Source organism: Flavobacterium fluviale (assembly GCF_003312915.1).
Classification (GTDB): Bacteria; Bacteroidota; Bacteroidia; order Flavobacteriales; family Flavobacteriaceae; genus Flavobacterium; species Flavobacterium fluviale.
Window position 1 is genome coordinate 842356 of record NZ_CP030261.1, and the last position, 11894, is coordinate 854249.

General features: G+C 34.1%; 12 protein-coding genes. 2 read left to right on the plus strand and 10 right to left on the minus strand.

All coding sequences use genetic code 11. The features are described 5' to 3' along the window. Positions 1 to 104: 104 nt before the first annotated feature. The 7 genes from mgtE to HYN86_RS03875 all read right to left on the minus strand — a co-directional run bounded on the left by mgtE (position 105) and on the right by HYN86_RS03875 (position 8115). Positions 105 to 1454 (minus strand): magnesium transporter, encoded by a 1350-nt coding sequence (mgtE, locus tag HYN86_RS03845; RefSeq protein WP_113676851.1) that lies wholly within the window; start codon positions 1452 to 1454, stop codon positions 105 to 107. Then, positions 1438 to 2223, minus strand: coding sequence for a 16S rRNA (adenine(1518)-N(6)/adenine(1519)-N(6))-dimethyltransferase RsmA (rsmA, locus tag HYN86_RS03850; RefSeq protein ID WP_113676852.1), 786 nt, complete (start codon positions 2221 to 2223; stop codon positions 1438 to 1440). The genes mgtE and rsmA overlap by 17 nt, the downstream gene beginning before the upstream one ends. Positions 2224 to 2410: 187 nt before the next feature. Continuing rightward, positions 2411 to 2722 carry a DUF4286 family protein gene (locus HYN86_RS03855; RefSeq protein WP_113676853.1) on the minus strand — a complete coding sequence of 104 codons (312 nt, stop codon included), beginning with the start codon at positions 2720 to 2722 and terminating at the stop codon, positions 2411 to 2413. Between the two features lie 118 nt (positions 2723 to 2840). Further along, a complete protein-coding gene (locus HYN86_RS03860) occupies positions 2841 to 4622 on the minus strand; it encodes a tetratricopeptide repeat protein (RefSeq protein WP_113676854.1) in 1782 nt (593 codons plus the stop codon). 192 nt (positions 4623 to 4814) lie between these two features. Next, positions 4815 to 5675: a prolipoprotein diacylglyceryl transferase gene (gene lgt / locus HYN86_RS03865; RefSeq protein ID WP_113676855.1), complete on the minus strand. Its 861-nt coding sequence runs from the start codon at positions 5673 to 5675 to the stop codon at positions 4815 to 4817. A gap of 89 nt (positions 5676 to 5764) precedes the next feature. Beyond that, positions 5765 to 7036, minus strand: coding sequence for a serine--tRNA ligase (gene serS, locus HYN86_RS03870; RefSeq protein WP_113676856.1), 1272 nt, complete (start codon positions 7034 to 7036; stop codon positions 5765 to 5767). Between the two features lie 158 nt (positions 7037 to 7194). Next, a complete protein-coding gene (locus HYN86_RS03875) occupies positions 7195 to 8115 on the minus strand; it encodes a hypothetical protein (RefSeq protein ID WP_113676857.1) in 921 nt (306 codons plus the stop codon). A gap of 158 nt (positions 8116 to 8273) precedes the next feature. On the opposite strand from HYN86_RS03875, the gene HYN86_RS03880 reads away from it, so the two are divergent. Further along, the gene (locus HYN86_RS03880; RefSeq protein WP_113676858.1) at positions 8274 to 8750 is read left to right on the plus strand and encodes a hypothetical protein; all 477 of its coding nucleotides are present in this window, start codon (positions 8274 to 8276) and stop codon (positions 8748 to 8750) included. A gap of 22 nt (positions 8751 to 8772) precedes the next feature. On the opposite strand, the gene HYN86_RS03885 is transcribed toward HYN86_RS03880, so the two are convergent. Continuing rightward, positions 8773 to 9312, minus strand: a complete 540-nt coding sequence (locus tag HYN86_RS03885; RefSeq protein ID WP_113676859.1) for a DMP19 family protein — start codon at positions 9310 to 9312, stop codon at positions 8773 to 8775. Between the two features lie 264 nt (positions 9313 to 9576). On the opposite strand from HYN86_RS03885, the gene HYN86_RS03890 reads away from it, so the two are divergent. Next, positions 9577 to 10026: a protease complex subunit PrcB family protein gene (locus HYN86_RS03890; protein WP_162789274.1), complete on the plus strand. Its 450-nt coding sequence runs from the start codon at positions 9577 to 9579 to the stop codon at positions 10024 to 10026. A gap of 54 nt (positions 10027 to 10080) precedes the next feature. On the opposite strand, the gene HYN86_RS03895 is transcribed toward HYN86_RS03890, so the two are convergent. Both HYN86_RS03895 and HYN86_RS03900 read right to left on the minus strand, forming a co-directional pair. Then, positions 10081 to 11217: a DinB family protein gene (locus HYN86_RS03895; protein ID WP_113676861.1), complete on the minus strand. Its 1137-nt coding sequence runs from the start codon at positions 11215 to 11217 to the stop codon at positions 10081 to 10083. Positions 11218 to 11351: 134 nt separating this feature from the next. Beyond that, positions 11352 to 11579, minus strand: a complete 228-nt coding sequence (locus HYN86_RS03900; RefSeq protein ID WP_095952978.1) for a CDGSH iron-sulfur domain-containing protein — start codon at positions 11577 to 11579, stop codon at positions 11352 to 11354. Positions 11580 to 11894 lie beyond the last annotated feature (315 nt).

Consider the following 11894-nt stretch of genomic DNA (forward strand, 5'->3'; position numbering starts at 1 on the left):
GTTTGAATTTATGATGAACTGATTAACAGTATATTTTCCGCCTGTAAATTACGCAGTTTTTAGAGATCTTAAATCACTGTAAATGGCTAATTTGTGGCAAAAATCTAAAATCCAAGAATCAAATTGGCCACGCCGAAGTAAAGCATAATTCCAAATACGTCGTTTGTGGTTGTGATAAATGGACCGGTCGCAATTGCGGGGTCAATTTTATTTTTATTCAAGAAAAGCGGCACCAAAGTTCCTAAAGTGGCTGCGAACAAAATCACTACAATCATCGAAATCGAAATTGCAAATCCCACTAAATACTGCTGATACATTACAGAATGATAGCCTAAAAGCAATAATGAAATTATACTTCCCGAAATCATAGAAACGGTAATTTCTTTAGTAAAGTAAGCACGGCTGAAATCTTTTAAAGTTCCGTTTGCCAATCCTTGCACAACGATTGCCGACGCTTGAACCCCAATATTTCCTGCGGTTGCCGAAAGCAAAGGCACAAAAATGATTAAAGTAGAATATTTTTGAAAGGTCGCTTCGTTTCCTTTTAAAACAAAAGAAGCTACAATCTCAATCACCATTCCAATTAAAAGCCAAGGTAAACGTGCTTTTGTCAATTCGTAAACGCTGTCATTCGATTCAACGTCCTGTGTAATACCTGCTGCTAACTGGTAATCCTTATCAGCTTCTTCCTTGATTACGTCTACGATATCATCGATAGTAATTCTTCCTACCAAACGACCTAATTCGTCCACAACTGGAATCGCCTCTAAGTCATATTTCTGCATGATACGAGCGACCTCAACGTCTTCTGTATCAACATTAACAAAATTTAATTTTCGGATGTAAACTTCTCCAATCTGAGTTTTGGTAGAAGAAGTCAGCAGATCTTTAAGAGAAAGTCTTCCCTTCAATCGGTTTTCATCATCTACCACATAAATAGAATGAACTCTTGAAACATTTTCTGCCTGAATTCTCATTTCTTTAACGCAGGTTAAGACATTCCAGTTTTCATTTACCTTAACAAGCTCTTTTCCCATCAAACCACCGGCCGTGTTTTCGTCGTAACGCAAAAGATCAACAATGTCTTTGGCGTGTTCAACGTCATTCAGCTCTGAGATTACCTCTGCTTTTATTTCTTGCGAAAGTTCAGCGATAATGTCGGCAGCATCGTTGGTTTCAAGCTCATCAAGCTCTTCTGCAATTTCTTTTGGCGAAAGTCGGCTTAAGATATTCTCACGCAGATCCTCTTCTAATTCCAGAAGAATTTCTGCTGTTTTATCACTATCTAAAACCTTAAAGATATAAGTGGCCTCGTCGAAATCTAATTCGTCTAAGATTTCGGCAATATCAGCGTGGTGCATATCATTAAGTAAAACTTCAAGTTCGTTGTCGTTTTTCTTATTGATTAAATCCTCTAACTGATGTATAAACTCTCTACTAACTTTGAACTCCATCGGTTTCTATTTTTAGAGTTAGTTCAATAAATTCATCGACGCTTAGCTGCTCCGGACGTTTATCAAAGATAGTGTCTTCTCGCAATTTGTCTGATAAATTTAATGTTTTCAAACTGTTACGTAATGTTTTTCGTCTCTGCTGAAAAGCGGTTTTTACAACTGTAAAAAATAGCCTTTCGCTGCAAGGAAGACTGTAATCTTCCTTTCGGGTCATTCTCATCACACCCGACTTGACCTTGGGCGGAGGAATAAAAACGTTTTCATCAACCGTAAACAGATACTCTGTAGTATAGAAAGCCTGAGCTAAAACGGATAGTATTCCGTATGTTTTTGAGCCTTTCTTTTCGCAGATACGCTCGGCAACTTCTTTCTGAAACATTCCAGAAAACTCTGGAATCTGATGTTTAAGATCTAAAGTCCTAAAAACAATCTGTGAAGAAATATTGTACGGAAAGTTTCCAATTATAGCAAACTGTTTATCTTGGTAAACTTCATTTATGTTATACTTCAGGAAATCCTGAGAGATAATTTTGTCTTTTAATTTTGGATAATGTGCGTCCAAATACGCTACAGATTCTGTATCAATCTCAATAACGTGCGTGTTGATTGGCTTTTCAAGTAAATACTTAGTAAGCACACCCATTCCTGGTCCTATTTCTAAAACCTCATCGTATCCTTTAAGACTTAAAGTATCTGCAATAGCTTTTGCTACGCTTTCGTCTTTAAGAAAGTGCTGTCCTAAATGTTTTTTGGCTTTTACTTTTTCCATTTTATTTCTTGTTTGCCGCGAGGGCGCAAAAGTATTCTTTTTGCTGTAAAGGCACTAAGAAACAAAGCTTTATTTTTTTGCTTTTTTTGCCACAATCCCGATAGCTATCGGGACAAAGACACAAATATTTAGTTTTTTATTCTCAATTATAATACTAAAAACTGCGACTGTGACTGTAAACTAAAACCTAGTGTTCCGAAATAACTTCTAATTCTGTTCTGAAAGAAAGCATTTTATCGGCAAATAAACCCAAAGCTTCTCTGTGAAATTCTGGTTCGTCTTCGATATAAAACTTATCTAAAGTATCTTTACTGTCTGTTACATATTGAACAGAATACGTAATTCCGCCCATTTCTTCTTCAACCAAAACTTTTACAATTCTGGCCGATGAAAATTTATTTGTAGCCAGAATTTCTGGTATGTGTTTTTCCTGCATCCATTTTAACCATTGGTCGTGAACGCTTTCGTGTATGTTTGTGGTAACGTTGTAAATAATCATTTTTTTCTAAGGTTCTGAGATGCTAAGATTCTAAGGTTCTGAGTTTTTTCTCTAAACCTAAAATGATCGCATTATTAATTCTTTTCAGTTTGGAATTTGGAATTTAAAATATTGAAATTTATAAATTCTTATCCCCTCTTAACTCGCGGTATTTTTTTCTGGCATCAACAAAGTAAATACTGTCTTGATGGTTAAAAATTACCTTTTCATATAAAGGCTTGGCCTTTTCTGTATCTTTTAGTTCGTCGTTATAAATTTCAGCTGAGAAAAACAGCGCTTCATCAACATAAATTTCGTCGCTGTGATTGTCAATAATCTGCTGATATTGGCTTAAAGCCGAAGCAAAATCTTTCTGACTTTCGTAAACTTTTCCTAAACGCAATAATGTTACGGCTTCTATTTCTTGTCCTTTAAAAGTTTTCAAGATATTCTGAAACTGCGTTATCGCTTCTTGTTTTTTATTCTGATAAATTAAAAAATCTCCTTTTGCAAATTGTTTCAATGCTACTTGAGTTGAATCTGCAGCGGTATTATCATTAATTAAAAGAAAATATTCTAAAGCGTCGTTGGCAATTAACTGTGTATTGGCTGCTTTTAGTTCTTTAAATTGTTTATTCGCCCATTCAAAATCGCCTTTGTAATAACTCGTTTTGGCCGCCTTCAAACTGGCTTCGTGCGCCATTACATCATTCTTTAAATCCAATTGAATCTGCGAATAGTAAATAAGCGCCTGATTGTATTTTTCTTCCAAAAGCAAAATATCTGCCAGTTCCATTTTGGCATCGGCTTTTTGATATTCGTTTAAATTTAATTCTAAAGCCTTTTTTACAACTGCCTTCCCTTCTTCTGTTTTTTTCAAATTAAAAGCTAGAAAATGCGCCTGAATAAGCTGCAAAGATAAGCTAAAAGGATTGACTTCGTAAGTTGCCAGTAATTGCTGTAATTCCTGATTGATCGCCGGATAATCTTTTTCCTGAGCGTTATCAATCTTAATCTGCATTAAATAGGCGTTCGATTGAATCAATAAATCTAAATCTTTGGTGTTTTGAAGAATAAAGTTCAGAATTTCTACAGCCGTTTCATCATCGTCTTCATTCATCGCAAACTGACTCAAATTGACAATACTCATCAACGATTCCGGCTCACGTTTGTAAATCGCTTTCTCCTGAATAAATGCTTTTCCGAATTCTTTCTGCTGTACATAAAACCAGCTTAAGTAATGGTTCCAGAAAACGTCTTGATCTTTTTGGGTTTTCAGGATTAAAGCTTTTCGCATGGCATCTTTAAAAGTCGTATTATCCGTTTCGCCATTCATAAATCGGGACAATTGCGTCTGAATCAAATTGGTATTCTGCGGATTTGTGAAAGATTCTGTCAGCAATAAATCGATCATTTGATCGGTTTTTCCTAACTGTCCATACAGCATTCCAATTTGAAAATTGAAATTGAAGTTCGGCTGAATCTGCATTGCCGTTTGATAGGCTTTTAAAGCATATTCTAACAATACTTTTTTCTCGAATGAATTGGCAACTCCGTAAACATCATTCGGATTTACCTTTATTTTTTCAATTGCCTGTTCGTAATAATTTTTGGCTTTGGAATCGTTTTTCTGTAATTGAAAATTGTATCCTAATTCAACTAAAAAAACGCCTTGCTTGTAACGATTGTAACGGTCTTGAATTGCTTTTTCTGCATTTGCAAACTGTTGTAACTGCTGGTAACAATCGACCACTCTTAAAAAATATTGAGTGTTGGAAGGTGCACTTTTTAAAAGCTCTTCATAACTGATTTTGGCTTTATCAAAATCACCTTTATCGTAATAATATTGGGCTAATTGTTCATTTTGTGCGAATGAAAAAGTAGACCATAGTAAAACGATATAAATGAAGATGTTTTTCATATTTTTTTAGTTTTCAGCCTTTATTAGTTTTCCTTTTTCAGTCGCAGTTTCCAGTCTCAGTTTTCAGCCTACTAAACTGTAAACTGTCACTGTGAACTGTGACTCTTTTAAGTTTTCAGTTTTCAGTCGCAGTTTTCAGTCTAGGACACTGTAAACTGTAACTGTCAACTGTGACTTTTTAAGTTTTCAGTCTCAGTTTTCAGTATCATTAAACTTTAAACTGTCACTGTTAACTGTGACTTTTCGAGTTTTCCAAAAAATCAGAGCTAAACCAATTAATATAAATGGAATACTTAAAATCTGTCCCATATTAATGAGCATATTATTCTCGAAAGCTTCTTGATTTTCTTTGAAAAATTCAATTATAAATCGAGCTGAGAATAATAAAGTTAAGAAAGTTCCAAAGATTAATCCCTGTGCATTTCTAATTTTTTCTGATTTGTACATGTAAAACAGAATTCCAAAAATCAATAAATAAGCAAATGCTTCATACAATTGCGTTGGGTGTCTCGGAATTAAATCATCTCTTTGAAAAACAACTCCCCAATTTCCATTGGTTGGTTTTCCGTAGATTTCAGAATTCATAAAATTCCCCAATCTGATAAATGTACCCGTTACAGGAACTGCAACTGCCATTTTATCTAAAAGTCCTAAGAATTGTACTTTGTACCTGCGGCAATACAAAATCATTGCAGTAATAACTCCAATTGAGCCTCCGTGACTTGCTAAACCTTGGTAGCCCACAAATTGATAAACCCCTTTTATTTTCTGAATTGGCAAAAGGATTTCTATCGGATGTTTGAAAAAATATTCTGGTTCGTAAAAGAAACAATGTCCTAATCTGGCACCCAAAACGGTTCCGACAATTACATAAATCAATAAAGTATCGAGATTGTCCAGCGAAAGGTTTTCTTTTTTATAGATATTTCTAACGATATAAAATCCTAAAAGAAGTCCGGTGGCAAAGAGAGCTCCGTAATATTTTAATGGGAAACTATCTGTAATCCAGAAAATAACGGGATCAACGTTCCAATTTAATATTCCGTTCTTCATAAGTAGTAGTTTTTAGTTTTCAGTTACAGTCGCAGTTTTCAATGACAATATCTAACTGCGACTGAAAACTGTGACTGAAAACTAAAAAACTAGTTTATAATATCAAATCCGCAGTAAGGGCGTAAAACTTCTGGAATTACGATTCCTTCTGGGGTTTGGTAATTTTCAATAATTCCGGCCAAAACTCTAGGAAGCGCCAATGAACTTCCGTTAAGCGTATGCGCCAATTGATTTTTTCCATCTTTGTCTTTAAAACGTAACTTCAAGCGGTTTGCCTGGAAAGTTTCAAAATTAGAAACAGAACTAATTTCTAACCAGCGGTCTTGCGCTGTAGAAAATACTTCAAAATCATACGTTAAAGCTGATGTGAATCCCATATCGCCTCCGCAAAGACGTAAAACTCTGTATGGTAATTTTAATTCTTTTAAAATATCTTTTACGTGTTCTACCATTCCGTCAAGGGCTTCATAAGACTTTTCAGGGTGTTCAACACGAACGATTTCTACTTTATCAAATTGGTGTAAACGATTTAATCCACGAACGTGTGCGCCATAAGAACCTGCTTCACGACGGAAACATGGGGTATAGGCTGTATATAAAACGGGTAATTCTGTTTCTGTCAAAAGAACATCACGAAATAAATTCGTAACCGGAACCTCAGCCGTTGGGATCAAATATAAATCGTCAATTGTAGAATGATACATCTGCCCTTCTTTGTCTGGCAATTGTCCCGTTCCAAAACCAGAAGCTTCGTTGACCAAATGCGGCACCTGAACTTCATTGTATCCTGCAGCCGTATTTTTATCTAAAAAGTAGTTGATTAAAGCACGCTGTAAACGAGCTCCCTTACCTTTATACACAGGAAATCCTGCTCCAGTAATTTTTACACCCAATTCAAAATCGATAATATCGTATTTCTTTACCAATTCCCAGTGAGGCTGTGCGCCTTCGTGCAAAACAGGAATATCTCCTTCTTGAAAAACATTCAAATTGTCGTCTGGCGTTTTTCCTTCAGGAACAATATCTGCCGGAAGATTTGGTAATGTGTATAATTTATTGGTTAACTCAACAGCCAAAGCTTCTGCTTTTTCGCTCAGTTCTTTACTTTTTTCTTTTAGTGAAACTGTTTTTTCTTTTAAGATTGCTGCTTTAGCTTTCTCACCAGCTTTCATCAATTCACCAATATCTTTGGACAATTTATTAGATTCTGATAAAGTATTGTCTAATTCCACCTGCGCAGCACGACGATTTTCGTCTAATTGAACCACCTCTTCAACAACGCTTTTAGCATCGATATTTCGTTTTGCTAAAGCTTTGATTACTTTCTCTTGATTTTCTCTAATAAATGCAATTTGTAACATAGCTTGATTTTTATAACTATTGTATTTTTTATAACGGAAGCAAATTTAAGGAAATGTTTGTTAACAATAGGACAAAGTTTATAAGGAAAACTGAAATCGCCTACAAACAGCAAAAGCACTATAAAAGTGCTATTGTTATTATTTCAAATCTCTAAATTTTACTCTAAAAAACGATGCCTGTCGTCTCTATGAAAAGCATATTCCTTTCCATTAAACTTTAATTTTTCGGACTCTTTTTTTATTTTTAGATTCGTTTCTTCTGCTAAATTATTTTCAGAATCACTTTCAAATGCTTCCTCGTATGAAAAGTTTTTGGTGACAATTAAATCAAAAAAACCATTCGTTTTATGATCTCCAAAGCTTAAACCTGTTTCTAAAGTTTCAATTTGGTATGTATTGCCTCCGTTAGAATCTCCGTTTGTCATTCGAATTGGATATTGGTATAAAACTTTTTTGATTTCGTTATCGGCTAAAGTCAGCAGTGTAAATTTCTTTTCAGAATACAATACAATTCTACTGCTTGCGCTGGCTTCTGTATAAAAAGCAATTGCGGGCGTACTTTCATTTAAATAAACCAAATCTTTTAAAATATGTGATTTCGAAAACCGAATGGCTTCATTATCGTAATAACTTAAATTATTATCAAATTCTTCTGCAACTATATTTCCGTCTTCTCTATTTACAAAAAGATATTTGCGCTGAAAATAGCTTCCCAAATCTTCATAATCAGAAGCTTTGTGACTTTTTTTATTACGCTCCACTATTGCTAAAATAAAAAAGACCGTTTTATCGTCGTAGTTGATAGAACTCGTTTCGTCAATTTTAATACTGGAATATCTAATTTTTAGGTTGGAAGCCACTTTAGAAAGCAGCGGCAAATTTAATTCTTCTGAATATTGAATGTCATCCAGATTTTTGAAAATGAGTTTTTTTAGCGTTGTATTATTTAAGTCACTGCTGGATTCCGTCTGAGAAAGAAGTTCTTGATTCTGAATATCTGTCTCACTTATAATCTTATCACTTTTTCCACAGGAAAACAAAAGAATCAAAACTAGAATTGAAAGAATAGTTTTTTTCATAGGTTAAATATTAGAAAATTTCGGGCGCTTCAAATATATACTTTTCTTACAATTCAGCAATTAAAAAAAAATCTGAACTCAAAAATTAGTTCGAAATCAAACTTACTTCCATAATTCTAATATATTTGCTTTAACATTAAATTATAAAGTTTAAACCTATGAAAAAAATTACTTTAATCATTGTATTATTTATGCTAATTTCCAGTTGTAACACCCGTACTACAACAAGTTACAACGACACGATTGTTGCAGCACATACCAAGCTCTTTGAGGCAAATGACCAATTCTTTAAGGAGACTTTGAACTTTATTGGGAAACCAGAATCAAAAAAAGAACTTTTAAAATTGATTGCCGCAACAAGAAGTAAATTAGTCGAAGCCCAAAAACCAGTCGAGCTTTTAGAACCTCTTAGCAGAGATCACGGTTTAAGAAAAACAATGCTGGATATGTTTAACAGTAGTATAACCGCGATGGATGGTTTTGAAATTAATATAGATATTTTAACTGCTAAGGATAATGAAACTAAAGCGGCGACAATGCTGCAGGGAGCTTTTACAGAAATATTGGAACTGGACGAATTAATTAAGGAACTCCAAGTACAATATGCCCACGAAAATAACGCTCAATTGAGATAATGTTTTAAAAAGCAATGGGCATTTAATCCCTTTTGATTTCATGCCCTACAAATTCTTCTAAAGCTGCAAACATTTCTTCAACCGAAAGCACTTCAGTATCTGGGTGCGACTTTAAAAATGCAGCATTTAATTCAACCAGATTTTCATCCAATTCAAAAAAATCATTATTGTTCAGCAGATCGCGAAATGGACTTGGGGCATCAAACTTTGCCTGTAGAAATTTACTTAGTTTGATATTACTTTGTAAACGCAGTTTTCGGCTTTGTTCTTTGAATAATTCCAAATGTTTTTCGGCACCAATTAATGCCAGGCCTTCTTCAATCAATTCGTTCAATTCTTTATTCCACCCTGAATCGTGTACGAATTTTGAAAAATTCCCTTCAGTATATTTCGAAGCATAAAAATCTAAATAATAACTCATCAAGGCATCTTCGTGAATCAAATCGTCGTCTATTTTTTCTTCGCGCATTAAATTGATTACCGAGATATTCGAATTAACAACGTCATGAGGATTTTCGCTGTTTGCCGCAGTTTCTGAAATGATGATTTTACCGAATTCCATTTTGAGTTTTATTTAAAAGATTGTTTTGCAAAGTTGCGGGAAATTATAATATAAATGAATGTTTTTTGATGTTTTCCGCTTTACTGTGATTGCTATTTCTTGTAAAAAAAATATTTATAGAAGATTATATGTGATTATTGCAATCTTTAATAAAAATTTTCGTTAATTTTATAATAAGATGTATGCAAAAAAGCAACCATTTAAAAAAAATGCATCTATATAATGAAGCAGAACCGCAAAGTTCTCCAGCCAAAACCAGAAACCATGAAACACATTTTACTAATTTTCGCCCTTTTACTAGCTTTAACGAGCTGTGAAAATGACGATTTGCCTCAGTCAGATGTGCAGTTTTCATTGGTGGGTAAGGGTGATTCTTTTCCGAATGATAAAAGCGTTGCTCAAAGACATCTTATTATTAAAGATAGTGTAAACTGGAATAATTTAATCGACGAAATGGATGCTTCAAGTAATTTAACCAAAGACTTGAGAGAAATTAGTATCGATTTCAGTAAATTTCAAATCATTGCAATTATTGATAAAACACAAAACAACGGCGGACATTCTATTGATGTTGTTGAAATGAGCGAAAACCGTAATACTATAATTGTAAAGGTGGAAAAGCTAAAAGATGGAAATCTAACTCCTAAATTATCCCGACCTTATGACATTGTAAAAATGCCTAAAACAACAAAAAAGATTGTTTTTGAGCAGTAATTAATATCACTTATAAAAAAAAGCCGCATTTAAAAAATGCAGCTCTCATCTATTTTACTTTTTAATCTCCTGTGGAAGAGTTTTTTGCTGCGGTTTCTCTGGTGGAATACGTTTCTTTAAAAACAAAATCTGGCCTAAATGACTCGATTGATGTTCCATTACGTGAAACCAGCAATATTGATTGGTCATGTCATATTTTAACTGAACTTGGGCAAACCAGGCGTCGTCCCTTTTCTTTAATTCCTCAATAGTTTTGGCGCGCACTTGGTTATAAATATCCAAATAGTACTGAATATTATGACCTTTAAATTCGTCTCGTCCGGCTTGATCTAAGTTTAAAGCGTTGTTCCAAATTTTCTTTTCTTCTTCATTAAAATCCCTGTTTTCAAAAGTAAAAACCTGATAATATTTTTCGGCTGCAGCCAAATGCATCACCAAAGCTCCAATTCGATTGGCCTCTTCATCATGAAGATAATCAATTTCATACTGACTCATGTTTTTAACCGTTCTTTCAACACGAGATTTAAGATCTTCCAGCATCGAAATCATGTCGGCAATCTTTGGAGAAGCTCCTTCAACATTTCCTATTCTAGCTTCTAGTCTTGGTTTAATGCCGCTTCCTTCTAATAATAAACTGCTTTTTCCGTCAACACTCGATTTATCAGATGTAATTTTATATTCCTTTACTTTAACAATAGCGTCTTTTGAGGTTCCTAAACCCCATTTCGGAATATCTCCATTCTTTACAGCAGTCTCAAAACTTGAATTTAAAACCGTTAAAGGTTCAAAAACACCTTTATCATTTTCAATCCATAGTTCGAACTTATCAAAATAGAATTTTCCGTTATTGATACAAAGACCTCCAAAACTCAATGATTTGCTGTTCTTATCTAAAGTTCCTTCAACAGTATAGGAGTTCCATTCTTTAGATTTTACAGGTCTGTCCTGCATATTATCAAAAAAACCTTCTTCGTCATTTTTAGTATCGACTCTTGCCCAGACTCCAGCCCAAGCTGTTGGTTCTGTAGTTTCTGCTTTAACCGAAGCAATCACCTTAAATTTTTTCGTTACAGCAGTGTGAATATCAATTGTTTGATTGAAAGACGTCCAATCGCTGGAAATCGTTTTTTGTGTTTGAGCATAACTTGCGCTGAAAAACAAAAACAACAGTGGTATTATTAGTTTTTTCATTTTTGGAAAATTAAAGTTGCAGTAAATGTAATATTTGTTTCTTTAAGTAATAACTTACTTTTATAAAAAATAATGCACAAAAAAACCGCACTCAAATAGAATACGGTTTTAAGATATTTTAACCTAAATGAATTTTAGTTTGTTTTCATAGGCGGTAAATCAAACGCAACAGAATCGTGTTCGAAATTATTTCTGTGTCCTCCATCGCAAAATGGTTTGTTTGCAGAAAGTCCGCAGCGGCAAAGTCCTAGTGCAGCTCTTCCTTGTAAACCATAAAGAACTCCTTCTGGATCCATGATTTCAAAATCTCCTTCGATTTTAATAGATCCGTTTTTATTGATGATTAATTTTGTCTTGCTCATAAACTTGTTTTTTTCGAGTGCAAAGATTGTGAAATATATCTTTATTTATAAGAGGCAACCGTAGTTTAAACTGGTTCTATTTTAAGTGGTTTTACCACTGAGATGCACAGAGGTTTTTTAGTCGCGCAAAGGCGCAGAATCGCAAAGGTTTTATTCTTAATTTCAGGCTGAGCGATCCCGAGACTTCACTAAGCTTAACAAACTAGAGTAAATTTTCTTTGCGCCTTTGCGCCTTTGCGCGACTAAAAAGACCTATCGAATCTCGGCGAAATAACAAAATCTCAAATCTATTGCTTATTTTTGCACTCAATAAAA

Bases quoted from the DNA above. Each gene is read 5' to 3' on its own strand.
- mgtE (WP_113676851.1), bottom strand. From the start codon at position 1,454: ATGGAGTTCAAAGTTAGTAGAGAGTTTATACATCAGTTAGAGGATTTA.
- rsmA (WP_113676852.1), bottom strand. From the start codon at position 2,223: ATGGAAAAAGTAAAAGCCAAAAAACATTTAGGACAGCACTTTCTTAAA.
- HYN86_RS03855 (WP_113676853.1), bottom strand. From the start codon at position 2,722: ATGATTATTTACAACGTTACCACAAACATACACGAAAGCGTTCACGAC.
- HYN86_RS03860 (WP_113676854.1), bottom strand. From the start codon at position 4,622: ATGAAAAACATCTTCATTTATATCGTTTTACTATGGTCTACTTTTTCA.
- lgt (WP_113676855.1), bottom strand. From the start codon at position 5,675: ATGAAGAACGGAATATTAAATTGGAACGTTGATCCCGTTATTTTCTGG.
- serS (WP_113676856.1), bottom strand. From the start codon at position 7,036: ATGTTACAAATTGCATTTATTAGAGAAAATCAAGAGAAAGTAATCAAA.
- HYN86_RS03875 (WP_113676857.1), bottom strand. From the start codon at position 8,115: ATGAAAAAAACTATTCTTTCAATTCTAGTTTTGATTCTTTTGTTTTCC.
- HYN86_RS03880 (WP_113676858.1), top strand. From the start codon at position 8,274: ATGAAAAAAATTACTTTAATCATTGTATTATTTATGCTAATTTCCAGT.
- HYN86_RS03885 (WP_113676859.1), bottom strand. From the start codon at position 9,312: ATGGAATTCGGTAAAATCATCATTTCAGAAACTGCGGCAAACAGCGAA.
- HYN86_RS03890 (WP_162789274.1), top strand. From the start codon at position 9,577: ATGAAACACATTTTACTAATTTTCGCCCTTTTACTAGCTTTAACGAGC.
- HYN86_RS03895 (WP_113676861.1), bottom strand. From the start codon at position 11,217: ATGAAAAAACTAATAATACCACTGTTGTTTTTGTTTTTCAGCGCAAGT.
- HYN86_RS03900 (WP_095952978.1), bottom strand. From the start codon at position 11,579: ATGAGCAAGACAAAATTAATCATCAATAAAAACGGATCTATTAAAATC.